This window comes from Cellulomonas sp. NPDC057328, from assembly GCF_042667215.1.
In the GTDB taxonomy this organism is placed as follows: Bacteria; Actinomycetota; Actinomycetes; order Actinomycetales; family Cellulomonadaceae; genus Cellulomonas.
In genome coordinates this window covers 1-23,931 of sequence record NZ_JBHUZW010000054.1, presented here as the reverse complement: position 1 = coordinate 23,931, position 23,931 = coordinate 1, and the positions used below count along the sequence as shown (strand labels likewise).

Here is a 23,931-nt window from a genome sequence, read left to right as displayed (position 1 = left end):
ACAGTCCCGTGGGAGGGGCGCCGTCGGTGGTGCTGCGGGGCCGGTCAGCCCAGGCGCGCGGCGAGGTTCTCGTCGAGCGCGGCGAGGAACTCCTCGGTCGTCAGCCAGGCCTGGTCGGGCCCGACGAGCGAGGCGAGGTCCTTCGTCATCTTGCCGCTCTCGACGGTCTCGACGACGACCTTCTCCAGCGTCTCCGCGAACTGCGTGACCTCGGGCGTGCCGTCCAGCTTGCCGCGGTGCTTGAGGCCGCCGGTCCAGGCGAAGATCGACGCGATCGGGTTCGTCGACGTCGGCTTGCCCTGCTGGTGCTGGCGGTAGTGGCGCGTGACGGTGCCGTGCGCGGCCTCCGCCTCGACGGTCGTGCCGTCCGGGGTCATGAGGACCGACGTCATGAGGCCGAGCGAGCCGAAGCCCTGCGCGACGGTGTCGGACTGGACGTCGCCGTCGTAGTTCTTGCACGCCCAGACGTAGCCGCCCTCCCACTTCATCGCGGCGGCGACCATGTCGTCGATCAGGCGGTGCTCGTACGTGAGGCCCGCCGCGTCGAACTGGTCCTTGTACTCGGCGTCGAACACCTCCTGGAAGATGTCCTTGAACGCGCCGTCGTACGCCTTGAGGATCGTGTTCTTCGTGGACAGGTACACGGGGTAGCCGCGCTGCAGCCCGTACGCGAACGAGGCGCGCGCGAAGTCGCGGATCGACTCGTTGAAGTTGTACATGCCCATCGCGACGCCGCCCGCCTCGGGCATCGTCACGACCTCGAACTGCTGCGGCTCCGAGCCGTCGGCCGGCTCGAACGTCATCGTGATCTTGCCGGCGCCGGGCACCTTGAAGTTCGTCGACTTGTACTGGTCGCCGTGGGCGTGACGGCCGATGATGATCGGCTTGTTCCAGCCCGGCACCAGCCGCGGGATGTTGCTGATGATGATCGGCTCGCGGAAGACGACGCCGCCGAGGATGTTGCGGATCGTGCCGTTGGGCGAGACCCACATCTTCTTCAGGCCGAACTCCTCGACGCGCGCCTCGTCCGGCGTGATCGTCGCGCACTTGACGCCGACGCCGTGCTCCTTGATGGCGTGGGCGGCGTCGATCGTGACCTGGTCGTCGGTCGCGTCGCGGTTCTGGATCGACAGGTCGTAGTAGCGCAGGTCGATGTCGAGGTACGGGTGGATCAGGCGGTCCTTGATGAACTGCCAGATGATGCGCGTCATCTCGTCGCCGTCGAGCTCGACGACCGGGCCGACGACCTTGATCTTCGCCATGCGAGTCCTGCCTCTGGGTGTGCCGGGGATGTCGGAGCCAGGTTACTCGACGTCGAGAGACCTGGGCCGGGGGGACGAACCGGACGTCGCGAACCCGTCCGGGCGGGTGCCCCCGGGGGCCGGGACTGGCATGCTGGCCCGCGCACACGATCCGCGTGCCGCCGATCAGCGCGCCCGCCACGTCCGGTGCGGGACGGGACGTCGGCGGCGGCACCGTCACCCCGAGCCGACAGGACCGACATGTCCCAGCAGAAGCCTGACCTCCCCGAGGGCACCTCGCAGCCCGAGGGCACGACCCCGTCCGCCGACGCCCCGGTGCCCGCCGCCGCGGCCGGCACGCCGGTCCCCGCCGCCCCCGGCGCGGGCGAGGCGCCGACGGCCGCCCCCGCCCCGACGCCCGGTGCCGGTGCTGGTGCCGGCGCCACGACCGGTGGCACGACCGGCGCCACGGCGGTCGGCACGGCGGTGGACGAGGACGCCTACGTCGTCCCGGCGGGCACGGTCGTCACGGCCGCGCCCGGACTGCTCGCGCGGCTCGGGGCCGAGGCGCTCGGCTCGTTCGTCATCGTCCTCACGGGCGTCGGCATCGCGCTGTACGCGACCTTCAGCAACGCGGGCGGCGGCCTGGCGATCGCGCTCGGCTTCGGCATCGCGCTGCTCGCCAGCATCGTCGCGTTCGGGGCGGTCTCGGGCGGCCACTTCAACCCGGCCGTGACGTTCGGCGCGTGCCTCGCCGGCCGCACCCCGTTCCGCGACCTGCTCCCCTACTGGCTCGCGCAGGTCGTCGGCGCGGCGCTCGCCGCGGCCGTGCTCTACCTGACGATCCCCGCCGGCCTGCCGGCCCTCATCAGCCAGACCGGCGACACCTCGCGCCGCGGCCTGTTCAGCGGCGCGGCGAACGGCTTCGACGAGCACTCCCCGCTCTCGCGCCTGTCGGGCGACCAGGCCGAGTTCACGCTCGTGTCGGCGCTGCTCGTCGAGGTCGTCCTGACGGCCGTGCTCGTCGGCGTCATCCTCGGCGCGACCGACCGCCGCGCCCACAAGGCGCACGTCCCGTTCGCCGTCGGCCTCTCCTACGCCGCGCTCCTGCTCGTCGCGTACCCGGTGACGAACGGCGGGCTCAACCCGGCCCGCTCGCTCGGCGCCGCCATCTTCTCGGAGAGCTGGGCGCTCGAGCAGGTGTGGCTCTTCTGGGCCGCCCCGCTGCTCGGCGCGGCGATCGCCGCGCTCGTCTACCGCGCGTTCGCGACCGAGCCGACCGAGGACTCGCTCTTCGGCGAGGACGAGACGTACGTCGTCGAGGACGACGTCGTGGTCGCCGAGGAGCGCCGCGCCTGACGCGTCCCGCACCCGCACCACCGCGAGCGTGCGTCCCGGCCCCGAGGGGTCGGGGCGCACGCTCGTCCCACGTCGGGCCGCAGCCGTGCCGGGGGCCGGCGCGAGCGGGCGCTCAGGCGGTCGGGGCCACCCAGGCGAGCGTCGCCAGGGCCACCGCGGCCAGCACGAGCGTCGCGACGTCGAGGCTCTTCGCCCGCACGCCGAAGGCGGCCGGGCCCGGGGACGGCAGGACCGCACGGGCGACCGCGAGCACGAGGAGCAGGAGCGCGAGCGCGGCCGCGCCGACGGCGGCGTCCCACACGTACGCGGCGCCGACGCTGACGGCGACGCCGCCGATCGTCCAGAACAGGGACGCGTTGCGGCCCGCCGCGAGCGAGGCACGCGCGATCGCCCGCGGGTCGAGCGGGCGCTCCTCGGGCGGCACCTCCGGTGCGGGGGGCTCGTCGGCGGCGGGCGGCTCGCCCAGCATCTCCCGCTCTAACGGCAGCTGCGGCTCGCCCCGCAGCTGCGGCGGGGCGGGGGCACCCGACGGCGCGCCGGCGCCGGGGCGACCGGCCGCCTCCGGGCCCGTGTGGCGGGACGGCCAGGACGGGCCGTGCGGGGGCGTGACGAGCGGGGGTCCCGCGTGCCGCGACGTGGTCATGGCGACGTTCCCTCCGACGGCCGACGAGGTGCGCGCCAAGGCTAGCGTGGGCGCGTGACCACGCCGACGACATCACGCCGCACGTCGCCGATCCCCGAGGACGTGCTCGTCGTGGGTGCCGGCCTGGCCGGCGCGCAGACGGTGGCTGCGCTGCGCGCACACGGCTACGCGGGCGGGATCCGGGTGCTCGGCGCCGAGGACGTGCCGCCGTACGACCGCCCGCCGCTGTCCAAGCACCTCCTGGACCGCCCCGGGCCGGCGTGGCTCACCGACGAGCTCGGGCTGGACCTGCACGGGCTCGCCGACGACGTCCGCCTGGGCGTCACGGCGCGCGCCCTGCGCCTCGACCGGGACCGCCCCGGGGCCACCGTCGTGACCGACGACGGCGAGCACCGCGCGTCGTGCGTGGTGCTCGCGACGGGGTCGCACGCCGTCCGCGTCCCCGCGTGGCCGTCCGCGCTGACGCTGCACTCCGCGGCCGACGCGGACCGGCTGCGCGGCGCGCTGGACGGCGGGCCGCGCCGGCTCGTCGTGGTGGGCGCCGGCTGGGTCGGTGCCGAGGTCGCGGGCGTCGCCGCGGCGGCGGGGCACCACGTGACGGTCGTCGAGGCGAGGGACGCCCCGCTCGTGACGGGTCTCGGCAGCCGCGTGGGCGCCCTGACGGTGCCCTGGTACGCGGCCGCGGGCGTCGACCTGCGCACGCGCGCCGCGGTGACCGCCGTCGAGGACGGTGCGGTGCGGCTCGCCGACGGCGCGGTGCTGCCGGCGGACGTCGTGCTCGTGGCCGTCGGCGCCCGCCCGGCCGCGGCGTGGCTCGCCGGCGCGCTCCCGCTCGACGGTGGCGCCGTGCCGGTGGACGAGGCGTACCGCGTGCTCGGCCCCGACGGACCGCTCGACGGCGTCCTGGCCGTGGGCGACGTCGCCCGCCGCCGCTCGGCCCGGCACGGCTGGGTGCCCGGCGGCCACTGGGAAGAGGCGCTGCGCGGGCCGGACGTGCTCGTGCGCCGGCTGCTGGGCGTCGACGACGACGGCGCGGAGCTCACGCCCTACGTCTTCTCGACGCAGCTCGGGCACGACCTCACGATGTTCGGCCTGCGGGGCGACGACGACGCGCCCACGGTGCTGGGCGACCCCGCCGACGGCGGCTGGTCGGTGCTGTGGACCCGCGCCGCCGACGGCGCGGTGACGGCCGCGCTCACGGTCGACCGTCCGCGCGACGTCGGCGCGGCCCGGCGCCTGCTCGGCGGTCCGGAGCTGCCCGTCGTCCCGCTCGACGGCGCGTCGACGCTCGCGGAGCTGGTCCGCCGGCGCTGACCGCCGCGGCCCCGGGACGACACCCCCGTACCACGGCCGGAACGGCGAAGGGGACCCGCCGGCCCGGCGGGTCCCCCTCGTCCCGCGCTCAGTGCGCGAAGTGGCGGGTGCCCGTCAGGTACAGCGTCACGCCGGCGGCCGCCGCGGCGGCGACGACCTCCTCGTCACGCACCGAGCCGCCGGGCTGCACGACCGCGCGCACGCCCGCGTCGAGCAGCACCTGGAGCCCGTCGGCGAACGGGAAGAACGCGTCGGAGGCCGCGACGGCGCCGCGCGCGCGCTCGACGTCGCCCGTGTTGGCCCGCTCGACCGCGAGGCGGCACGAGTCGACGCGGTTGACCTGACCCATGCCGACGCCGACCGACGCGCCGTCGTGGGCGAGCAGGATCGCGTTCGACTTCACGGCCCGCACCGCGCGCCACGCGAACCGCAGGTCCGCGAGCGTCGCCTCGTCCGCGGGCTCGCCGGCGGCGAGCGTCCACGTCGACGGGTCGTCGCCGGGCGCGTCGAGCCGGTCGACCGACTGCAGCAGCAGGCCGCCGGACACGGCGCGCATCTCGACCCCACCGGCGGGCGGCGTGCCGACGACGAGCAGGCGCACGTTCTTCTTCTGCTGCAGCACCGCGAGCGCGTCGTCGTCGAAGCCCGGGGCCACGACGACCTCGGTGAAGACGGGCGCGATCTGCTCGGCGGCGGCGCGCGTGACGACCTGGTTGGTGGCGATGACGCCGCCGAACGCGGACACCGGGTCGCACGCGTGCGCCTTGGCGTGGGCGTCGGCGACGTCGGTGCCGACGGCGATGCCGCACGGGTTGGCGTGCTTGATGATCGCGACCGTCGGGGCGTCGTGGTCGTGCGCGGCCCGCCACGCGGCGTCGGCGTCGACGTAGTTGTTGTAGCTCATGGCCTTGCCGTGCAGCTGGGTCGCCTGCGCGAGCCCGCCGGGCCCGTGCCCGGAGGTGTACAGCGCCGCCCGCTGGTGCGGGTTCTCGCCGTAGCGCAGGACGTCCGACCGGTCCCACGTCGCGCCGACCCACGCGGGGAAGCCCGTGCTCACGCCGTCGACCTCGTCGGTCGTCGTCGCGACGCTGCCCATCCACGACGCGACGGCCACGTCGTACGTGGCCGTGTGCACGAACGCCTGCGCCGCGAGCCGCGTGCGCTCGGCGAGCGTGAAGCCGCCGGCGGCGACCGCGGCGACGACCTCGTCGTACCGGGACGGCTCGACGACGACCGCGACGCTCGGGTGGTTCTTCGCGGCGGCGCGCACCATCGACGGGCCGCCGATGTCGATCTGCTCGACGCACGCGTCGACGTCGGCGCCGGACGCGACGGTCTGCGTGAACGGGTACAGGTTCACCACGACGAGCTCGAAGGGCGCGACGCCGAGCTCCTGCAGCTGGGCGAGGTGCTCGGGGCGCCGGGTGTCCGCGAGGATGCCGGCGTGCACGCGGGGGTGCAGCGTCTTGACGCGGCCGTCGAGGCACTCCGGGAAGCCCGTGAGGTCCTCGACGCGGGTCACCGGGACACCCGCGGCGGCGACCGTGGCGGCCGTGGAGCCGGTCGACACGAGCTCCACGCCGGCGCGGTGCAGGGCGGTGGCGAGCTCGACCAGGCCGGTCTTGTCGTACACGGACAGCAGGGCGCGGCGCACGGGGCGGCGCGTGGCGTCGGCGGTGGGCGTGGGCGCGTCGGACATGGCGTCTCCCGGGAGGCAGCGTCGAACGAGGACGCCGGGCACCCAGGCGGGCGGTGCACGGTCGAGGCTGCTGCGGCCGCTCCCCGGTGGTTGCCTCCACCTGCGCCAGTCACGACCGCCGTCGAGTCTAGCGGCCGGGCGCGGGGGCGGACGCGGGGTGAACTCCGGCACCGACCGTTGTGCCCGCTTCGTCCCGGGCGCACCATCGGTAGCGGCCCACCCCAGGGGCGGGTGGGCGAGGACCCCGGGGGGCACCATGTCCGCACTCGTCACCGCCGTGCTCGCGGCCGCGCTGGCCGTCACGGTCCCCGCCGCGGAGGCGGCGGCCGCCGCACCGACCGGCACCGCACCGACCGGCACCACGACCAGCAGCGCAACCAGCACCGTCGCCGTCGAGGGCGTCGCGCACCAGCTGGTCCGGCAGGCGGCCGGGGGCGACGCCGCCGCCGCGCACGTCGCGGCGCGCCGGCCGGCCGGGCTGGTGGACCTGGGCGTGGACGAGTGCGCGTGGGACGTCAATGACCACGGCGTCGTCGTCACCACGACGCACGTCGTGCGCGGTGGCCGGGTGTCACCGCTGCCCGGGGGCCTGACCGGCGCGCGGCTCATCAACGACCGGGGGCAGGTCGCGGGCGACGTCGACGGCCGTGCCGCCTTCTGGGACGGCCGCCGGCTGTGGCTGCTCGACCCGCTCAGCCCCGACCACACGTTCGTCGTCGTCACCGGCCTCAACGACCGCGGCGAGCTCGTCGGCTCGTCCGGGGCGTTCGGCGGCGAACCGGTCGCATTCCGGTGGCGCCGGGGCGTCATGACGCCGCTCGAGGGCCTGGGCGGGCGCACGGACGCCAACGACGTCAACGACCGCGGGCAGGTGGTCGGCGCCGCGTGGGTCGACGGCACGCAGCACGCCGTGCGGTGGGAGGCCGACGGGCGGCTCGTGCGGCTGCCGGGACTCGGCGACGGCACGGGGTCGAGCCTCGCGACCGCCGTCGACGGTGCCGGTCGCGCCGCGGGCTACGCGTACGCCGCCCCGGGCGACATGCGGCCGGTGCGCTGGTCGCGCGCGGGCGCCGTGAGCGACATGAGCCCGGCCGGCGGCGGGTTCGGCACCGTGACGGACGTCAACGACCGCGGCCGCGCGATCGGCTCGATCTCGCCCACGGGCCAGGGCCAGCAGGCGTTCGTGCAGGACCGCGGGGGTGCGATGCGGCTCGTCGCGGCGGCCGACGGGACGACCGTCCTGACCGCGGTGAACGGGTCCGGGCTCGTGGTCGGCTGCGTCGTCGCCGACGACGCGACGGAGCGCGCCGTCCTCTGGCGCTGACGGCACGGACGGGGTCGGCCGTCCGCCGGGTCAGGCGGGGCCGGTCGGACGGCCGGTCACGTCCTGCCCCGCCCACGCGTCGACGAGGTCGACCTGCAGCCCGACCCCGGCCGCGGCGGTCGCGACCGTGACGTCGAACGCGCGCGCCGCGTCCTCGTGGACGCCGCGCAGGTGCCCGAACAGCTCGGCGCTGACCGCGCCGAGCAGGGTGCTGAAGAGCGTGAGCGACCGCACGCCCGCCCGGAGCGTCGTGGGCTCCTGCGTGCCGCCCCACCCGCCGCGCTCGGCGCCGAACGCGTGCACGTCGGGGGTCACGACACCCGTCGGGTCGAAGTCGGGCCCGGTGGGCCGCAGGCTGCCGTCCGCGGCGGCGTCGACCAGCACGTCCACGAGCACCGCCCACACGCGCATCGCGGGCGCCACGGTGTCGCGCGGCGCGACGTACCCGGGCAGCGGCGTGCCGTAGATCAGCTCGTAGGCGTGCCGGTCCGCCAGCGCCCAGGCGCGGACGGCGCGCGCGACCTCGAGCCAGCGGCGCGCCGGCACGTGCCCGGCGGCGCGGGACGCGGCGGCCGCGTCCTCGCAGACGCGCCCGACGGCGTCGTACGACTCGCTGACCAGCAGGGTCAGCAGCGCGTCGCGCGACGGCACGTACCGGTAGACGGCCGAGGAGGCGAGGCGCAGGTCGCGTGCGACGGCGCGGAGCGACAGGCCGGCTGCGCCGTCCTCCGCCAGCCGCGCCCGCGCGGCGGCGAGGAGGTCGTGCATGAGCTCGGCTCGGGCGCGCTCGCGCGGCGTGCCGCGCGGTGCGGGGGCGTCGGGCATGCGGCTATCGTGCCGGAGGAGAGCACCGGACGCAATCGAGAGCACTGCTCTTGACGCGCGGCGGACGGCACTGCGAGCATCGATCGCAACAGAGAGCACCGCTCTCGTCACCACCCGGAGGCCGCCATGCCCCGTCACACCGTCCTCGGGAAGGGCCCCATCGGCCGGACCCTCGCGCAGCACCTCGCCGACGCGGGCCACGAGGTGCACGTCCTCTCCCGCTCCGGCCCCGGCACCGGCACCGCGGCGCGGACGACCACGTCGGCGGGCGGCAGCGTCGAGCACCACCGCGTCGACGGCACGGACGCGGACGCCCTCGCGCGGCACGCCGCCGGCTCCGCGGCCCTCTACAACTGCGTCAACCCGGCCTACCACCGCTGGGTGACCGACTGGCCGCCCGTCGCCGACGCGCTGCTCACCGCCGCCGAGCGCACCGGCGCCGTCCTCGTCACCGCGGCGAACCTCTACGTCTACGGCGCCGGCAACCACCACATGCACGAGGACGACCCGCTCGCGACGCGCGAGACCAAGGGGCGCGTCCGCGTCCGGATGTGGCAGGACGCCCTCGCCCGGCACGAGGCGGGCGCCGTGCGGGCCACCGAGGTGCGGGGCAGCGACTACCTCGGCCCCGGCGCGGAGGCGCACGCGCACGCCGGTCCGCGCATGCTCGGACCGCTGCTGGCGGGCCGGACGCTGCGGCCGATCGCGTCCGCCGACCAGCCGCACACGTGGGCGTACCTGCCCGACTTCGCGGCGGCGCTGGCCACGGCCGCGGTCACCCCCGCCGCGTGGGGCCGGGCGTGGCACGTCCCCACCCCCGAGCCGCTGACGTACCGCGCGCTGGCCGGCCGGTTCGCCGCCGCCGCCGGGGTGCCCGTCCCCCGCGTCGCGCCCGTGCCGCTGCCCCTCGTGCGGGCGCTCGGGGTCGTGCAGCCGATGATGCGCGAGCTGCACGCCGTCGGCTACCAGTTCGCCGAGCCGTTCGTGGCCGACGACGCCGCCAGCCGGCGCGCACTCGGGCTGACGCCGACCGACTGGGACACGGTTGTCGCGACGACGCTCGGGGCGTACCGCGGGGAGCAGCGCGCTCCGGCGTGAGGGCCGCCCGCGGCGTGGGGGACGTCCCGCGGCGTGGGGGACGTCCCCGCGCCGCGGCCCGTGCCCGCGGGTCTCAGCCGACGACGACGCGGCGGCCGTCGACGCGCAGACCGCCCCGCGCCACCTCGCCCACCGTGCGGACGAGCAGCTCGCGCTCCACGGCCTTGATGCGCTCGTGCAGCGACGCCTCGTCGTCGTCGGGCTCCACCGCGACGACGCCCTGCGCGAGGATCGGCCCCGTGTCGACGCCCGCGTCGACCAGGTGCACGGTGCAGCCGGTGACCCGCACGCCGTACGCCAGCGCGTCCCGCACGCCGTGCGCCCCGGGGAACGAGGGCAGCAGCGCCGGGTGGGTGTTGAGGATGCGCGGCGCGAAGCGCTCGAGCGTCGGGGCGCCGATGATCCGCATGAAGCCCGCGCACACGACGAGGTCGGGCCCGAACACGCCGATCGCGTCGGCCAGCGCGACGTCCCACGCCGCACGGTCCGGGAAGTCGGCGGGGGCGACGACCGCCGTCGGGACGCCCGCGGCACGCGCCAGCGCCAGGCCGCCCGCCGCGGGCTTGTCGCTGACGACCCCCACGACGCGCGCGCCGTAGGCCGGGTCGTCGTGCGCCGCCAGCAGCGCCGCGAGGTTGGACCCCGCGCCGGACACCAGCACGACGACACGGCGGGTGCCGTCCGCGCCGCGCACGGGCGGGGACGGCGGCGGCGGGGTGGGGCGCGCGGTGGTCACGGCCCCGGAGGCTACCGGCGACGACGGACGCGCGGTCGGGGCGTCCCAGCCGTGCGGGATGATGGGCGTCATGGGCAACCCCTGGGCACCGCCGCAGCACCCCCGACCGCAGGGGACGTCCCCGCAGGACGCGGGAGCGCCGCCGGCGCCGGGCACGGGAGCCCCGCAGGGCACGCCGCCCGTTCAGGGCGCACGGCCCGCTCACGGCACGCCGCCCGCATCGGGGCCCGCGCAGGGCGCGACGCCGCCCGGCGCACCCGTCGGCCCGCCCGGTCCGCACGGCGGCCCGCCGCGGCCCGCACCGCCGGAGCCGGACCCCGCGGGCATCGCCCGCAGCACGCGGACGGCCGCCTGGGGCGCCGTCTGCCTGCTCGTCGCGGTCCTGCTCGTCTCCGCGCCCTACCCGTGGGCGTACGCGACGCCGCTGGCGTCGCTCGCCGCGCTCGCGCTCGGCATCGTCGCCGTCGTCCGCGGCGTGCAGGCGCACGCGCGGGGTGCGGTCGTCGCGCTCACCGCCGTGCTCGTCGTCGCCGCGGTGCTGTGGACGCTCATGAGCGTGCAGGTCTTCGTCTACTCGTCGGCCCGGGAGGCGCACCAGGAGTGCCGCAGCCGCGCGCTGACCGTGCAGGCGGAGCGGGTCTGCGACGCGCAGCTCGTCGAGGACCTCGAGCGGACGACGCGCTCGTTCCTGCCGACCGCGCCGACCGGCGCCTGACCCACCCGGCGCACCGCCGCGGCGGCGTGGTCGGATCCGCGAGACGTCCACGACCTCACGCGAGACGTCGCGCGACCGCTCCCGAGGCCAGCGCCACGACGAGCAGACCGACGCCCACCACCCCGAGCACGGGCAGCGTGGACCGTGCCGACTCCGCCTCCCCCGCACGCCGGATGCGGTCCGGGTGGTCCACGACGTACTCGAGCGGGGTCTGGTCGCCGATCTCGGAGGAGACGGTGAGGTCCGAGTCCTCGATGGCGAGCTCGGCGGTGCGCAGCGCGCCGTCCACCTCGTACTCCACGAGGAAGACCCGGTTCGGGTCGCGCCCCCGGTCGCGGTCCTCCCAGGCGACCACGGTCCCGGTCGAGCCGGCCAGCTCCCCCCGGAACGGCAGCTCCGCCAGGGCCGTGATCCCCGTGGTGACCGTGACGAGCCCGCCGACGATGCCGGCGAACGCGGCGATGACGAAGAGGACCGGCGCCGCGCGGTGACCGCCACGGGTCGAGTGCCCCTCGGCCGCCCGGTCACCGGTCGGCGCGGCCATCGCCCACATCCCCGACCCGGCCACGAGGCTGAGCATGAGGACGAGGAGGAGGAGGCACGCGCCCAGCCCGACGAAGGCCCCCACGACGGCACCGTCGGCGACGTCGCGACCGAGCGCTGCCGCGACACCTGCCCCGGCGAGCGCCGACGCGCCCACCGCGACGGCCAGCCGGAGCACCATCCGGACCCGAGACGCGAAGGTCCCGGTCTCCGCGTCGGCGTAGAGCACCATCGGGACCTCGAGGAACACCGTGCGGAGCATCCGGCGCACCGACGAACCCCGCCTCTCCGCTGCGTGTGGCCGCCCTCGTGGCGGCGCGCGACCGCTCGAGCCTAGTGGCGCCCGGTGAGGGACGCGTGGGCCTTCGGCGTCCGGCTCGCCGCCGCCCGGCGCGCACCCGCTCGGGCGGCGCGACCTCCCACGCCGCTCACTCGGGCGTCGGCGGCGGGCCTGCTGCGGCGAACCTGCGCTCCACATCGGCGGCCGCGGCGTCGTAGCCCGTCGCACGGGCCCCGGACCAGTTCAGGCCGACTCGGATCCCGTCGCTGCCCAGACCGCAGAGCCACCGCTCCCGGAACCGGTTCAGGGGTACCTCCTCGACGACGAAGCCCGCGTAGGCGGGCAGCTGCGCCACGATCCGCTCCGCGCGGCTTCGGAGCGACCAGAATGGCTGTGCTCGCTCGCCATCGGCGTTGAGCGGAGCCGGGTAGCCCGCACCGTCGCGGATCGTCCACACCGATCGCTCGCGGAGCGCCTCCTCGTAGAAGGCCGCCGCCTGCGCTGCGCTCGTGCTCACGCTGCGATGATGCCGTGCGTCGACCCTGGCAAGGCACGGGGACGCGTCCGCGTCCTAGCCCTCCGTCTGCGCCGACGTCGCCGCACGCCGGCGCGCGTCCCGCCGCTCGCGCACCGCGGCGTGCACCGCCCGGTCCGTCGGGACGGCCGTGACCAGCGCGCCCAGCCCCGCACCTCCGGCGACGGCGAGCCCGACCAGCCACGCGGACGCGCCGACCTGCGCCATGCGCGCGGGCCCGGCGGCGCCCGCGGCGGCGAGCTGCAGAGCCGTCACCAGCAGCCCGCCCGTGGCGGCGGTCGTCGCGACGGCGACGAGGACGTCCCGCGCACGCACCGGCACGAGGCGGCGGTGCACGGCGAGCCCGGCGAGCACGCCGACGACGACGAGGGCGGCCGGCGCGACGAGCAGCAGCCCGCCGGCCATCCCGGGCGCCGGCAGCACCCCGAGCAGCGGCACCGCGGGCAGCGGTCCGGCCACGACCTCGGCGGGCGCGAACCGCGTCCCCGCGCCCACGGCGAACCCGGGCCCGGCGACCCACGCGAGCGCCCACAGCACCAGGTTGGGCAGGTAGGCGAGCTCGCCCACGGCCAGCACCGTGCCGCCGACCGCGTCGAGCCCGAGGAGCCGCACGACGTCCGCGACGGTCGCCCGGCCGGCGACCACCCACGTGGCCGTGACGAGCGCGGCGACGGCCACCAGCGCCGCGGCGACGAGCAGGCCGGCGCGCAGCCCGACGACGACCGCCGCCGGGAGCCGGTCGCGGACGGGCGCGACGAGCACCGCCCACGTCGGTGCCTCGGGCCGCCGCAGCAGCCCGGCGCCGAGGCCCGCCCCACCGACCACGACGGCCCCGAGCAGCGCGCGCACCACGCCGGCCCCGCCCACGCCGCAGACGAGCGCGACGAGCACCGTCAGCGCGGCGTACGCCGCGAGCGCAGCGGCCGCGCCCGACCGCGTCGCGACCCCCGACCGCCGGGCCGACGCGTAGCACGTGAAGGCGGCCAGGACGGTGAGCCCGAGCGGCACGAGCGTGACGGCCGCACCGCCGACCGCGACCGGCACGCCGTGCGCGAGCAGCCACAGGTTCGCGGCGACCACGACCGCGCGCGTCCAGGCCACGTCCGCGTTGGACGGGTCGGCGGACGTGGCGACGAACACCGCGACGGCGGGCACCGCGAGCACGAGCAGGGACAGCGCCGCACCCTGCAGCGCGGCCAGCGCCCCGACGGCCCAGCGCGGCGCACCGTCGATCGCGCTGGTGAAGAACGACGGCCGCGCGTCGTCCTGCAGCACGCGGCGGGCGCGTCCCGTGACGGGGACCGGACCGGTGGAGGGGGGCACGGGTCCATGGTCGCCGGTGCGCGGCGCGGGTGGGCGCAGCCGGGGCGGCGCGTCGCCGCCCGGGGACGCGGACGGCCCCGGTCCCGCTATGCGTCGCGGGCCGGGGCCGTCCGTGGTGCCGCCCGGGGGCGGCGGGGTGCTCAGGAGAGCAGCGCGCGGGCGAGCTCGGCGGTCTCGGACGGCGTCTTGCCGACCTTGACGCCGGCGGCCTCGAGGGCCTCCTTCTTGGCCTGCGCGGTGCCGGACGAGCCGGAGACGATGGCGCCTGCGTGGCCCATCGTCTTGCCCTCGGGGGCGGTGAAGCCGGCGACGTAGCCGACGACGGGCTTCGTCACGTTCTCCTGGATGAACGCGGCCGCGCGCTCCTCGGCGTCGCCGCCGATCTCGCCGATCATGACGATGAGCTCGGTCTCGGGGTCCGCCTCGAACGCCGCGAGGGCGTCGATGTGCGTCGTGCCGATGATCGGGTCGCCGCCGATGCCGACGGCCGTGGAGAACCCGAAGTCCCGCAGCTCGTACATCATCTGGTAGGTCAGCGTGCCGGACTTCGACACGAGGCCGATCTTGCCGGCGCCCGTGATGTCGGCGGGGATGATGCCGACGTTCGACTTCCCGGGGCTGATCAGGCCGGGGCAGTTCGGGCCGACAAGGCGCACGCCCTTGTCCTGCGCGTACGCGAAGAACTCGGCGGTGTCCGCGACGGGGACGCCCTCGGTGATGATGACGACGAGCGGGACGCCCGCGTCGACGGCCTCGATGACGGCGGCCTTGGTGAAGGCCGGCGGCACGAAGATGACGGAGACGTCGGCGCCGGTCTGCGCGAGCGCGTCCGCGACCGTGCCGAACACGGGCACGTCGACCGTGCCCTCACCGGCGGGGAACGTCACGGACGTCCCGTCCTTGCGGGGGTTCACGCCGCCGACCACGTTCGTGCCGGACGCGAGCATGCGGGTCGTGTGCTTCTGCCCCTCCGACCCGGTCATGCCCTGGACGATGACCTTGGACTCCTCGGTCAGGAAGATCGCCATGGTGGTGTCTGCTTCTCTCGGTTCGTGGGTGGCGGGCGTCAGGCGGCGGCGTGGGCGAGCTCGGCCGCCTTGTCGGCGCCGCCGTCCATCGTCTCGGCCAGGGTGACGAGCGGGTGCGCGGCCTCCGCGAGGATCGCGCGGCCCTCGGCCACGTTGTTGCCGTCCAGGCGGACGACGAGCGGCTTGGACGCCTCGTCCCCGAGGATCCGCAGCGCCTCGACGATGCCGCGCGCGACCTCGTCGCACGCCGTGATGCCGCCGAAGACGTTGACGAACACCGACTTGACCTGCGGGTCCGTGAGGATGATGTCGAGGCCCGCCGCCATGACGGAGGCGGACGCGCCGCCGCCGATGTCGAGGAAGTTGGCGGGCTTCACGCCGCCGTGCGCCTCGCCGGCGTACGCGACGACGTCGAGGGTGCTCATGACGAGCCCCGCGCCGTTGCCGATGATGCCGACCTCGCCGTCGAGCTTGACGTAGTTGAGGTCCTTCTCCTTGGCGCGCGCCTCGAGCGGGTCGGCCGCGGCCTTGTCCTCGAGCGCGGCGTGGTCCTCGTGGCGGAAGTCCGCGTTCGCGTCGAGGGTCACCTTGCCGTCGAGCGCGACGACCTCGCCGTCCTCGGTGAGGACCAGCGGGTTGACCTCGACGAGCGTGGCGTCCTCGTCGCGGTAGACCGTCCACAGCTTCTGCAGCACGTCGGCGACCTTGGGCGCGACGTCGGCGTCGAAGCCGGCGGCCGCGACGATCTCCTGCGCCTTCGCCTCGTCGATGCCGGCGCGCGGGTCGACCGCGACGCGCGCGAGCGCCTCGGGCCGCTCGACCGCGAGCTGCTCGATCTCCATGCCGCCCTCGACGGACGCCATCGCCAGGTAGCGGCGCTCGGCGCGGTCGAGCAGGAGGGAGAAGTAGTACTCGGTCGCGATCTTCGCGCCCTCGGCGATCATCACGCGGTGGACCGTGTGGCCCTTGATGTCCATGCCGAGGATCTCGCCGGCCTTCTCGGCCGCCTCGTCCGCGGACCGGGCGAGCTTGACGCCGCCCGCCTTGCCGCGGCCCCCGGTCTTCACCTGCGCCTTGACGACCACGACGCCACCCTCGGCCGGCAGCAGCCGCTCGGCCGCGGCGCGCGCCTCCTCGGGGGTCGTGGCGACGATGCCGCCGAGCACGGGCACGCCGTGCTTCTCGAAGATGTCACGTGCCTGGTACTCGAACAGGTCCACCTGGTCCGGTTTCCTCTCGTCGACCGCGCGGGCGGCCCTGTGCGGCCGCGTCGCCCGGTTCGATCGTATCGTCGGGACCGAGGTCCCTCGACATCGAGAGACTGTGGCCGCGCTCACCCGCCGGGCCGACCCCGTCCTACAGCTTGGTGACCGGCGAGTAGCGCAGCAGCAGGCGCTTGGTGCCGTGCGAGCCGAAGTCGATCTTCGCGACGGCGTTCGCACCGGCGCCCTCGACGGCCACGACCGTGCCGAGCCCGTACGCGTCGTGCGTGACCTTGTCGCCGATGCCGAGGTCGGGGACCTCGGCGGTCGAGCGGGGCGTGGCCGACCCGAAGGACGCGCCCGTGCGCGGCAGCGTCGGACGCTGCTCCGTGCGCACCGGCCCGTTGCCGGAGCCGGAGCGCTGCTCGCCCCAGCCGGACCCGCGCCCACCGCCGGCGCCGAAGCCCGAGCCCCAGCCGCCGCGCAGCCGCGACGTCGACGACTCGCGGCGCCGCCAGTCGACGAGCTCCTCGGGCAGGTCGTCGAGGAACCGGCTCGGCGGGAACTCGTTCGGCACGCCCCACGCCGTGCGGACGGCGGCGCGCGAGACGTAGAGCCGCTCCCGCGCCCGGGTCAGGCCGACGTAGGCGAGCCGCCGCTCCTCCGCGAGCTGGTCGGGGTCCGCGAGCGACCGCATGTGCGGGAAGGTGCCGTCCTCCATGCCGGTGAGGAAGACGACCGGGAACTCGAGGCCCTTCGCGGTGTGCAGCGTCATGAGCGTGATGACGCCCTGGTCCGGACGGGCCTCGCCGTCCTCGCCGTCGGCGCCGTCGGGCACGGGGATCTGGTCCGAGTCGGCGACGAGCGACACGCGCTCGAGGAAGTCGGCGAGGTCGCCCTCGGGGTCGCTCTGCTCGAACTCGGAGGCGACGGCGTGCAGCTCCGCGAGGTTCTCGACGCGGGAGGCGTCCTGCGGGTCCTCGCTCGCGCGCAGCTCCGCGAGGTAGCCGCTGCGGTCGAGCGCGGCGCCGAGCACCTGGGCGGGGCCGGCGGTGGCGGCGAGGTCGCGCAGCTCCTCGACCATCGTCGCGAACGCGCTCATGCCCGTGATCGCCCGCGTGCCCAGGCCAGGCACCTCGTCGAGCCGCGCCAGGGCGGCGCCGAACGAGATGCGCTCGCGCTCGGCGAAGGCCGCGACCATCGCCTCGGACCGCTCCCCCAGCCCGCGCTTCGGCACGTTGAGGATGCGGCGCGTGCTCACGTCGTCGTCGGGGTTCGCGATCGCGCGCAGGTAGGCGATGGCGTCGCGGATCTCGCGCCGCTCGTAGAACCGCGTGCCGCCGACCACCTTGTACGGCAGGCCGACGCGCACGAGCACCTCCTCGAGCGCACGGGACTGCGCGTTGGCGCGGTAGAAGATCGCGACGTCGCCGGGCCGCACGCCCTGCGTGTCCCCGAGGCGGTCGATCTCCTCGGCGACGAACCGCGCCTCCTCGTGCTCGGAGTCCGCGACGTAGGCGACGATCTGCGGGCCGGCGCCCGAGTCGGTCCACAGCCGCTTGGGCCGCCGGTTCGGGTTCTTGGCGATCACCGCGTTGGCGGCGGACAGGATGGTCTGCGTCGAGCGGTAGTTCTGCTCGAGCAGGATCGTGCGTGCGTCCGGGTAGTCCGCCTCGAACTCGAGGATGTTGCGGATGCTGGCGCCGCGGAAGGCGTACACCGACTGGTCGGCGTCGCCGACGACCGTCAGCTCGCCGCGGTCGACGCCGTGCCCGTCCGCGCCGCCGTCGACGCCCACGAGCTCGCGCACCAGCACGTACTGGGCGTGGTTGGTGTCCTGGTACTCGTCGACGAGGACGTGCCGGAAGCGCCGGCGGTAGTGCTCGGCGACCTCGGGGAAGCCCTGCAGCAGCTCGACGGTGCGCACGATGATGTCGTCGAAGTCGAGCGCGTGCGCCTGCTGGAGGCGCTGCTGGTAGCGCCGGTACACCTGCGCGAGCACGGTGTCGAAGTCGTTGGCGCTGCCGCCGCCCGACGTCGCGGCGAACGTGTCGGGGTCGACGAGCTCGTCCTTGAGGTTCGAGATCTTCACCGCGAGCGCCTTGGGCGGGTACCGCTTCGGGTCGAGGTCGAGCTCGCGCGCGACGAGCGTCAGCAGGCGCTGGGAGTCGGCGGCGTCGTAGATCGAGAAGCTCGAGCGGATGCCGAGCGTCGCGGCCTCGCGGCGCAGGATGCGCACGCACGCGGAGTGGAACGTCGACACCCACATGCGCTGGGCGGACGGCCCGACGAGCGCCTCGACGCGCTCGCGCATCTCCGCCGCCGCCTTGTTCGTGAACGTGATCGCCAGGACCTCGCCCGCGCGCGCCCGGTGCGTCGCGAGCAGGTGCGCGATGCGGTGGGTGAGCACCCGCGTCTTGCCCGAGCCCGCGCCCGCGACGATGAGGAGCGGCCCGCCGGCGTGCAGCACGGCCTCGCGCTGCTGGGGGTTGAGCCCCTCGAGCAGCGCCTCGGCGCGGGCGGCGTCGCGTGCGGCCCGCGGGTCCTCCGCGGGTGCCGGCTCGTCGCCGTCACCGCGCGGCGGGACGACGAGGGGCAGGCCCGACGACTCGCCCGCGCGCGAGCGCGCGACGGCGGCCCGCGCGTCCGGGCGGGGGCGCGGGGTGGCGCCGGCGGGAACGGGCAGGGAGAGGCTCTCGAACAAGGACGTCATGACCCCACCAGGGTAGTTCGGTCCACCGACACGACGGACCGCGCCCACCCCCGCACGCGAGGTCGCGGGCCGCACGTGAGGTCGCGGGCTGCGACCCGCGACCTCGCCACGTCCCCGCGACCTCGCCGCCGACCCGCGACCTCGCGGCGCCTCAGCGCGCCAGCAGCCCGACGCCCCACGCGGCGACGACGAGCATCGCGCCCGCGAGCTCGACGAGGATCGTCAGGCCCGTGGCCTGCAGCGCGCGCACCGTGGACCGCCACGCGGCGGCGTGCTCGCCCAGCCGCAGCCGCTCGGCGAGGTAGACGGCGCCGACGAAGAACAGCGGCAGCCCCACGACCGGGATGACGAAGAACCCCACGACGCCGGCGACCCCGCCCCACACCAGCGTGCGGTTGGGCACGCCGCCGCGCTGCAGGTGCCGGCCCGCGAGCAGATACTTCGCCACCTGCGCCACGACGGTGATCGCGACGGCCGCGGCGACGACGCCCCAGCCGAGCGCCGAGCCCTGCAGCACGCCCCACAGCACCACCGCGCCGGCGACGAGCAGCGCCCCGGGCAGCACCTGCACGACGACCCCGACGAGGCCCACGAGCACGAGCAGGCCGGTGAGCAGGTCGAGCTCGGTGCCCCAGTCGATCGTCACGGCGCCGACCGTAGCGGCAGGCGCGGGCACGTGCGCGCTGGTCAGCGTGGCGCGCGGGCGGTGCTCACCAGAGGACGGCGATCGCGACGTTGAGCGCCGTGAGCCCCGCGATCGCGCCGAGCCAGCCCGTCGTGACCTTCTCGCCGCGCCGACGTCCCAGCACGACCAGCGCCGTGACCGCGAGCGCGACGACGAGCTTGACGGCGATCTTCACGTTGTCGACGTCGCGGTCGACGACGCCGCCCGACGCGAGCCCGGTCAGCAGGATCCCGGTGAGCAGCGCCGTGAGGATGCCGTGGAACACACCCGGGTTGAGCGTCGCCGTGCGCATGCCGGCGAGCGCCCCGCCGAAGACCATGGCCCAGCCCAGCAGGTGGAGCACGACGAGGATCCCGTAGACGACGTCCATGCCGCCAGCGTACCGAGACGGGCGGCGTGATATGACGCGATGTCAGATCACGTCGGCGCGTCACAGCAGCCGGCGCGCCGCTGCCCACCGGGTCAGCTCGTTCCGGTTCGAGAGCTGCAGCTTGCGCAGCACCGCCGACACGTGCGTCTCGACCGTCTTGATGGAGATGAACAGCTCCGCCGCGACCTCGCGGTACGTGTAGCCGCGCGCGATGAGCCGCATGACCTCCCGCTCGCGCGCCGAGAGCCGGTCGAGCTCGTCGTCGCCCGTCGCGACGTCGCCGGCCGCGGCACCGAACGCGTCGAGCACGAACCCCGCCAGCCGGGGCGAGAACACCGCGTCGCCGCCCGCGACGCGCAGCACCGCGTCGGACAGCGCGGCAGGGTCGATCGCCTTGGTCACGTACCCGCGGGCGCCGACGCGGATGACCGCGACGACGTCCTCCGCCGCGTCGGACACCGACAGCGCGAGGAACCGCGTCCCGGGCACGTCGACGCAGCGCCGCACGACCTCGGCGCCACCGCCGCCGTCGCCGCCGGGCAGGTGAACGTCGAGCAGGACGACCGGCGGCGCGAGCTCGTGCACGACGCGCACGGCCTCGTCGACGGTCGCCGCCTCGCCGACCACGTGCACCCGGTCGTCGAGGGACGCCTTCACGCCCGCCCGGAACATGTGGTGGTCGTCCACCAGCACGACGTCGACGGCGCTCACGCGTCCTCCTGCGGATCGGTGCGGCGCTCGGCCGCGGGGTGGTGGGGGTCGCCGGGACGGGCGCCGGCGGGGTCGGGGGCGGTCGCCGGCGCGGCGTCGGACGCGGAGGCGGACGCGGACCCGCCGACCGGCATGCACAGGTGCACCTCGGTGCCCCGCTCGGGGCTGCTCGTCACCCGTGCCGTCCCGCCGCGGCGGCGGACGCGCCCGATGATCGACTCGCGGACGCCGAAGCGGTCGGGGCCCACGGCGTCGAGGTCGAAGCCGTCGCCGCGGTCACGCACGAACACCTCCGTGATCGCGGGCCCCGCCTCCAGGTAGAGCGACACGGGCGGCCGGCCGTGCACGACCGCGTTGACGAGCGCCTCGCGCGTGGCCTGCAGCAGCGCCTGCGCGTCGGCGTCCGGCACGCGGTCCCCCACCACGACGACGTCGACGGCGACCGGCTCGCCGGTCGGGCCGGAGCGGGAGTCCTCCACCTCCGCCACGACCGCGCGCAGCGCCGCCACCAGCGACGTGCCGGGCTCGTGGCGGTCGTCGTACAGCCACTCGCGCAGCTCGCGCTCCTGCGCGCGCGCCATGCGCGCGACCTCGGCCGGCTCGTCGGCGCGGGCGCGGATGAGGGCGAGCGTCTGCAGCACCGAGTCGTGCAGGTGCGCGGCGATGTCGGCCCGCTCGGCCTCCCGCGCGCGGGCGGCACGCTCGTCGCCGAGCTCGCGCACCAGGCGCACCCACCACGGCGCGAGCACCAGCCCGACGCCCAGCAGCACGGCCAGCGCACCGATGCCGGCCTGCACCATCAGCGCCGGCTCGACGCCGCGCCCGACGCTCTCCCCCACGAGCAGCAGGACGCCCGCCGCCGCGAGCAGCACGCCGCCGATGAGGCGGAGCACGCTGATGCGCCGGCGGTCGCCGGTCGGCCGCTGCACCGCGTCGAGCTGGCTCCACGCGAGTCCGAGGCCCACGAGCACGAGCAGCGCGGGCAGGACCCACGTCGAGTCGACCTGGGCCCCGAGCCGGACGGCGACGAGCACACCCGCGGCGAGCACGAGCAGCGCGCCGAGCGCGAGGTCGGCGAGCGCCACGCGCCGGCCGTCGCCGCGCAGGGTCTGCCGGCGCGCGAGCCGCTGCAGCGCGCTGGGGCGCGCGCCGGTCGCGGCGGCCGCGGGGTCCCCGACCGGGACCGTGAGCCAGAAGAAGAGGTAGAGCACGAGCCCGGCACCGGCGACGGGCACGAGCGCCACGAGGACCACGCGCACCACGGCGACCGGCACGTCGAGGTGGGCGGCGAGCCCGACGGCCACGCCCGCGAACCAGCTGCCCCGCTCGGGACGGCGCAGCGGGAGCCGCGGGCGCGCCGACGCGCCGGCGCCGGGCGCCGGGACGGGTGCGGGTGCGGTGGTCACGCACCGATGGTCACACGTCCGGGCCGCCGTGCCGAGCCCCGTCCGTGCTGGTCCGGGGCAGGTCAGGGGACGCCGGGGCGCGGGACCCGGGTGGGACCAGGGTCGGGTCAGGGGTCGTCCCCGATGCCCGCCGGCCCCGCCCGGCGACAGGATCGAGCCATGGACACGCAGACCCCTGCCGGCCCCGGCGCCGGCGCCCCGGGCCCCCAGCCCGGCAACGGCCCCGGCCCGTCGGCCGGCGCCCCCCACCCCGCCCCGGGCGGGCCGCAGCCGACCGGCGCGCAGGGCTTCTGGGCCGGCGTGCGCCGCACCGGCCTCTACCGCTCCGACGACCGCTGGATCGGCGGCGTCGCCGGCGGAATCGCGGCCCGCCTCAACGTCGACCCGCTGCTCGTGCGCGGCGTCCTCGCCGTCACGTTCCTGCTCGGCGGGCTCGGCCTCCTGCTGTACGGCATCGCGTGGGCGCTCCTGCCCGAGCAGCGCGACGGCCGCATCCACCTCGAGCAGCTCGTGGCCGGCGCCGGCGACGTCGCCCTGCTGGGCGCGCTCGGCTTCGTCCTCGTCGGCCTCGCCCGCGGCGACGGCTGGTGGTGGTTCTGGGACGGCACCGGCTGGTTCTCCGGCCTGCTGTGGCTCGCGTTCGTCGGCGGCCTCGTCGCCCTCGTGGTGCTGGCCGTGCGCCGCCGCGGCGGACCGCCGCGGCCCGGGCCGTGGGTCGCGCCCGGCGCGCCCTACGGACCGCAGGCGTACGGTCCCGGGCACGCGACGGCGCCCTACGGGACGCCCGGTGCGGGCCCCGCGACGGCTCCGACGACGGGCGCCACGCCCGGCGCCCCGACCGGCTACTCCCCCGGCCACCCCACCGGCACGGCGTCGGCCGCGACGTCCGCCGGCCCGTACCCCGCCACCACGCAGCCGCCGACCCCGCCGGCCGCCCCGGCATGGGGTGGCGTGCCGCCGCACCCGGCGGGTCCCCCCACCGGGTGGACACCCCCGCCCGCGAGCGGCTGGTCGCCCCCGCCGCCGCCGCCGTACGGCCCGCCCGGGCCCCGCCGGCCGGCTCGCCCGCCGCGGCCGCCGCGCCGCGGCGCGGACGGCATCACCGTCGGGGCCGTCATCGGTCTCTCGGCGATCGGCCTCGCGGCCCTCCTGGTCGGCGAGCGCACCGACGTCTTCGACGGACCGGTCGGCCTCACGGCCGGCGGTGTCGCGCTCGTCCTCGCGGGCCTCGGCATCGTGACCCTCGGCGCACGCGGCCGCAGCAGCGGCGTGCTCGGGTTCCTCGCGATCGTCGCGGCGCTCATCGTCCTGCCGCTGGCCCTGTTCACGCAGGGCGAGCGCGAGGACTGGTGGGGCGAGCCGGCCGACTGGCGCAACGACCGCGTCGAGCTGCTGTACTCCGACCGCGAGGAGGCGGCCCGCGGCATCGACGTGGGCGTCGGCCAGACGGTCGTCGACCTGACCGCGGTCCCGATGGCCGACGAGCAGCTGCGCGTCCCGGTGACGATGGGCGCGGGCGAGATGACCGTCGTCGTGCCGGCCGACGCGGCCGTCGAGGCGCACGTGTCGTCGGGCGTCGGGTCGGTGCGGTGGGAGCTCGACGGGCGCACCCGCACGCACGACGGCATCGGCGTCGGGGACATGACGTTCCGCGACGACGACACCACCGAGGCCGGCGAGGCCGACCTGGTGCTCGACATCAGCTCGGGCGTCGGCGAGGTCCGGATCATCGAGGAGGACGCAGCATGAGCACCGACGAGACCCGGCCGCTGCCGGTCGACGCGACGCAGCCGCTGCCGGTGGACGCGACGCAGCCGCTGCCACCGGACGACGGCACGGATCACCGCACGTTCGACGGAACGGCGGACGCCACGCACGACGACGCGGCCGACGCCACCACCGGCGCCACCGACGCGGCGGCACCGACCCGTGACCGGGTGCGCGTGGGCACGATCGTGTGGGGCGTCGTCATCGCCCTGCTGGGCGCAGGGGTCCTCGTGATCGCCGCCGGGTACACGATCGACCTCGAGCTCGCCGCGATCGGGCTGCTCGTCCTCGCGGGACTCGGCCTCATCGTCGGCCCGCTCGTGGCCAACGCCCGCCGCCGCACGGACGACCCCGCCGGCTCGCGCGGCTGACGCGCCGGCGCACGCGGCGAGGGCCGGTACCCACCCGGGTACC

The 23,931-nt window shown here is 76.4% G+C and carries 22 protein-coding genes and 1 riboswitch; of the genes, 7 read left to right on the top strand and 15 right to left on the bottom strand.

The window, feature by feature from the left end; genetic code table 11:
- Positions 1-44 precede the first annotated feature (44 nt).
- Entirely contained in the window at positions 45-1,262 is a 1,218-nt protein-coding gene (locus ACFUMH_RS11310; protein WP_378204945.1) for an NADP-dependent isocitrate dehydrogenase, read from the bottom strand.
- Positions 1,263-1,502: 240 nt separating this feature from the next.
- Between ACFUMH_RS11310 and ACFUMH_RS11305 the strand changes: the two genes are divergently transcribed.
- On the top strand, positions 1,503-2,600 hold the full coding sequence (locus tag ACFUMH_RS11305; RefSeq protein ID WP_378204942.1) for an aquaporin: 1,098 nt from the start codon (positions 1,503-1,505) through the stop codon (positions 2,598-2,600).
- A gap of 112 nt (positions 2,601-2,712) precedes the next feature.
- Here the strand turns inward: ACFUMH_RS11305 and ACFUMH_RS11300 are convergent, their stop codons facing one another.
- On the bottom strand, positions 2,713-3,243 hold the full coding sequence (locus ACFUMH_RS11300) for a DUF3017 domain-containing protein (protein ID WP_378204939.1): 531 nt from the start codon (positions 3,241-3,243) through the stop codon (positions 2,713-2,715).
- A 54-nt stretch (positions 3,244-3,297) separates the two neighbouring features.
- Between ACFUMH_RS11300 and ACFUMH_RS11295 the strand changes: the two genes are divergently transcribed.
- Positions 3,298-4,557: an NAD(P)/FAD-dependent oxidoreductase gene (locus ACFUMH_RS11295; protein WP_378204936.1), complete on the top strand. Its 1,260-nt coding sequence runs from the start codon at positions 3,298-3,300 to the stop codon at positions 4,555-4,557.
- Positions 4,558-4,645: 88 nt separating this feature from the next.
- Here ACFUMH_RS11295 and purH read toward each other — a convergent pair whose 3' ends face one another.
- Entirely contained in the window at positions 4,646-6,256 is a 1,611-nt protein-coding gene (purH, locus tag ACFUMH_RS11290; protein ID WP_378204933.1) for a bifunctional phosphoribosylaminoimidazolecarboxamide formyltransferase/IMP cyclohydrolase, read from the bottom strand.
- Between the two features lie 33 nt (positions 6,257-6,289).
- A riboswitch (ZMP/ZTP riboswitch) is annotated at positions 6,290-6,379 on the bottom strand.
- 133 nt (positions 6,380-6,512) lie between these two features.
- On the opposite strand from purH, the gene ACFUMH_RS11285 reads away from it, so the two are divergent.
- A complete protein-coding gene (locus tag ACFUMH_RS11285; protein WP_378204930.1) occupies positions 6,513-7,580 on the top strand; it encodes a hypothetical protein in 1,068 nt (355 codons plus the stop codon).
- 30 nt (positions 7,581-7,610) lie between these two features.
- Here ACFUMH_RS11285 and ACFUMH_RS11280 read toward each other — a convergent pair whose 3' ends face one another.
- On the bottom strand, positions 7,611-8,405 hold the full coding sequence (locus ACFUMH_RS11280; protein WP_378204927.1) for a TetR/AcrR family transcriptional regulator: 795 nt from the start codon (positions 8,403-8,405) through the stop codon (positions 7,611-7,613).
- Between the two features lie 126 nt (positions 8,406-8,531).
- Between ACFUMH_RS11280 and ACFUMH_RS11275 the strand changes: the two genes are divergently transcribed.
- Complete coding sequence (locus tag ACFUMH_RS11275; RefSeq protein WP_378204924.1) at positions 8,532-9,503, top strand: NAD-dependent epimerase/dehydratase family protein; 972 nt, start codon at positions 8,532-8,534, stop codon at positions 9,501-9,503.
- 73 nt (positions 9,504-9,576) lie between these two features.
- Here the strand turns inward: ACFUMH_RS11275 and purN are convergent, their stop codons facing one another.
- Positions 9,577-10,239, bottom strand: coding sequence for a phosphoribosylglycinamide formyltransferase (gene purN, locus ACFUMH_RS11270; RefSeq protein WP_378204921.1), 663 nt, complete (start codon positions 10,237-10,239; stop codon positions 9,577-9,579).
- Positions 10,240-10,309: 70 nt separating this feature from the next.
- Here purN and ACFUMH_RS11265 point away from each other — a divergent pair, with 70 nt between their 5' ends.
- Positions 10,310-10,954 carry a hypothetical protein gene (locus ACFUMH_RS11265; protein ID WP_378204918.1) on the top strand — a complete coding sequence of 215 codons (645 nt, stop codon included), beginning with the start codon at positions 10,310-10,312 and terminating at the stop codon, positions 10,952-10,954.
- 55 nt (positions 10,955-11,009) lie between these two features.
- On the opposite strand, the gene ACFUMH_RS11260 is transcribed toward ACFUMH_RS11265, so the two are convergent.
- The 10 genes from ACFUMH_RS11260 to ACFUMH_RS11215 form a co-directional block, all read right to left on the bottom strand.
- A complete protein-coding gene (locus tag ACFUMH_RS11260) occupies positions 11,010-11,759 on the bottom strand; it encodes a hypothetical protein (RefSeq protein WP_378204915.1) in 750 nt (249 codons plus the stop codon).
- A gap of 166 nt (positions 11,760-11,925) precedes the next feature.
- The gene (locus ACFUMH_RS11255) at positions 11,926-12,294 is read right to left on the bottom strand and encodes a DUF2750 domain-containing protein (RefSeq protein WP_378204911.1); all 369 of its coding nucleotides are present in this window, start codon (positions 12,292-12,294) and stop codon (positions 11,926-11,928) included.
- Between the two features lie 54 nt (positions 12,295-12,348).
- Positions 12,349-13,635: a DUF6350 family protein gene (locus tag ACFUMH_RS11250; protein ID WP_378204908.1), complete on the bottom strand. Its 1,287-nt coding sequence runs from the start codon at positions 13,633-13,635 to the stop codon at positions 12,349-12,351.
- A gap of 140 nt (positions 13,636-13,775) precedes the next feature.
- Complete coding sequence (sucD, locus tag ACFUMH_RS11245; protein ID WP_378204905.1) at positions 13,776-14,663, bottom strand: succinate--CoA ligase subunit alpha; 888 nt, start codon at positions 14,661-14,663, stop codon at positions 13,776-13,778.
- A gap of 38 nt (positions 14,664-14,701) precedes the next feature.
- Entirely contained in the window at positions 14,702-15,883 is a 1,182-nt protein-coding gene (gene sucC, locus ACFUMH_RS11240; protein WP_378204902.1) for an ADP-forming succinate--CoA ligase subunit beta, read from the bottom strand.
- Positions 15,884-16,019: 136 nt separating this feature from the next.
- Positions 16,020-18,578, bottom strand: coding sequence for a DNA helicase PcrA (gene pcrA, locus ACFUMH_RS11235; protein WP_378204898.1), 2,559 nt, complete (start codon positions 18,576-18,578; stop codon positions 16,020-16,022).
- A gap of 151 nt (positions 18,579-18,729) precedes the next feature.
- The gene (locus ACFUMH_RS11230; RefSeq protein WP_378204895.1) at positions 18,730-19,224 is read right to left on the bottom strand and encodes a DUF456 domain-containing protein; all 495 of its coding nucleotides are present in this window, start codon (positions 19,222-19,224) and stop codon (positions 18,730-18,732) included.
- A 64-nt stretch (positions 19,225-19,288) separates the two neighbouring features.
- Positions 19,289-19,633, bottom strand: coding sequence for a hypothetical protein (locus tag ACFUMH_RS11225; protein ID WP_378204892.1), 345 nt, complete (start codon positions 19,631-19,633; stop codon positions 19,289-19,291).
- Between the two features lie 60 nt (positions 19,634-19,693).
- Positions 19,694-20,305 carry a LuxR C-terminal-related transcriptional regulator gene (locus tag ACFUMH_RS11220; RefSeq protein WP_378204948.1) on the bottom strand — a complete coding sequence of 204 codons (612 nt, stop codon included), beginning with the start codon at positions 20,303-20,305 and terminating at the stop codon, positions 19,694-19,696.
- Positions 20,306-20,340: 35 nt separating this feature from the next.
- Entirely contained in the window at positions 20,341-21,750 is a 1,410-nt protein-coding gene (locus tag ACFUMH_RS11215) for a PspC domain-containing protein (protein ID WP_378204889.1), read from the bottom strand.
- Between the two features lie 159 nt (positions 21,751-21,909).
- Here ACFUMH_RS11215 and ACFUMH_RS11210 point away from each other — a divergent pair, with 159 nt between their 5' ends.
- Positions 21,910-23,499, top strand: coding sequence for a PspC domain-containing protein (locus ACFUMH_RS11210; protein ID WP_378204886.1), 1,590 nt, complete (start codon positions 21,910-21,912; stop codon positions 23,497-23,499).
- On the top strand, positions 23,496-23,888 hold the full coding sequence (locus tag ACFUMH_RS11205; RefSeq protein WP_378204883.1) for a hypothetical protein: 393 nt from the start codon (positions 23,496-23,498) through the stop codon (positions 23,886-23,888). The genes ACFUMH_RS11210 and ACFUMH_RS11205 overlap by 4 nt, the downstream gene beginning before the upstream one ends.
- Positions 23,889-23,931 lie beyond the last annotated feature (43 nt).

Bases quoted from the DNA above. Each gene is read 5' to 3' on its own strand.
- ACFUMH_RS11310 (WP_378204945.1), bottom strand. From the start codon at position 1,262: ATGGCGAAGATCAAGGTCGTCGGCCCGGTCGTCGAGCTCGACGGCGAC.
- ACFUMH_RS11305 (WP_378204942.1), top strand. From the start codon at position 1,503: ATGTCCCAGCAGAAGCCTGACCTCCCCGAGGGCACCTCGCAGCCCGAG.
- ACFUMH_RS11300 (WP_378204939.1), bottom strand. From the start codon at position 3,243: ATGACCACGTCGCGGCACGCGGGACCCCCGCTCGTCACGCCCCCGCAC.
- purH (WP_378204933.1), bottom strand. From the start codon at position 6,256: ATGTCCGACGCGCCCACGCCCACCGCCGACGCCACGCGCCGCCCCGTG.
- ACFUMH_RS11285 (WP_378204930.1), top strand. From the start codon at position 6,513: ATGTCCGCACTCGTCACCGCCGTGCTCGCGGCCGCGCTGGCCGTCACG.
- ACFUMH_RS11280 (WP_378204927.1), bottom strand. From the start codon at position 8,405: ATGCCCGACGCCCCCGCACCGCGCGGCACGCCGCGCGAGCGCGCCCGA.
- ACFUMH_RS11275 (WP_378204924.1), top strand. From the start codon at position 8,532: ATGCCCCGTCACACCGTCCTCGGGAAGGGCCCCATCGGCCGGACCCTC.
- ACFUMH_RS11265 (WP_378204918.1), top strand. From the start codon at position 10,310: ATGGGCAACCCCTGGGCACCGCCGCAGCACCCCCGACCGCAGGGGACG.
- ACFUMH_RS11260 (WP_378204915.1), bottom strand. From the start codon at position 11,759: ATGCTCCGCACGGTGTTCCTCGAGGTCCCGATGGTGCTCTACGCCGAC.
- sucD (WP_378204905.1), bottom strand. From the start codon at position 14,663: ATGGCGATCTTCCTGACCGAGGAGTCCAAGGTCATCGTCCAGGGCATG.
- pcrA (WP_378204898.1), bottom strand. From the start codon at position 18,578: ATGACGTCCTTGTTCGAGAGCCTCTCCCTGCCCGTTCCCGCCGGCGCC.
- ACFUMH_RS11225 (WP_378204892.1), bottom strand. From the start codon at position 19,633: ATGGACGTCGTCTACGGGATCCTCGTCGTGCTCCACCTGCTGGGCTGG.
- ACFUMH_RS11220 (WP_378204948.1), bottom strand. From the start codon at position 20,305: ATGTTCCGGGCGGGCGTGAAGGCGTCCCTCGACGACCGGGTGCACGTG.
- ACFUMH_RS11210 (WP_378204886.1), top strand. From the start codon at position 21,910: ATGGACACGCAGACCCCTGCCGGCCCCGGCGCCGGCGCCCCGGGCCCC.
- ACFUMH_RS11205 (WP_378204883.1), top strand. From the start codon at position 23,496: ATGAGCACCGACGAGACCCGGCCGCTGCCGGTCGACGCGACGCAGCCG.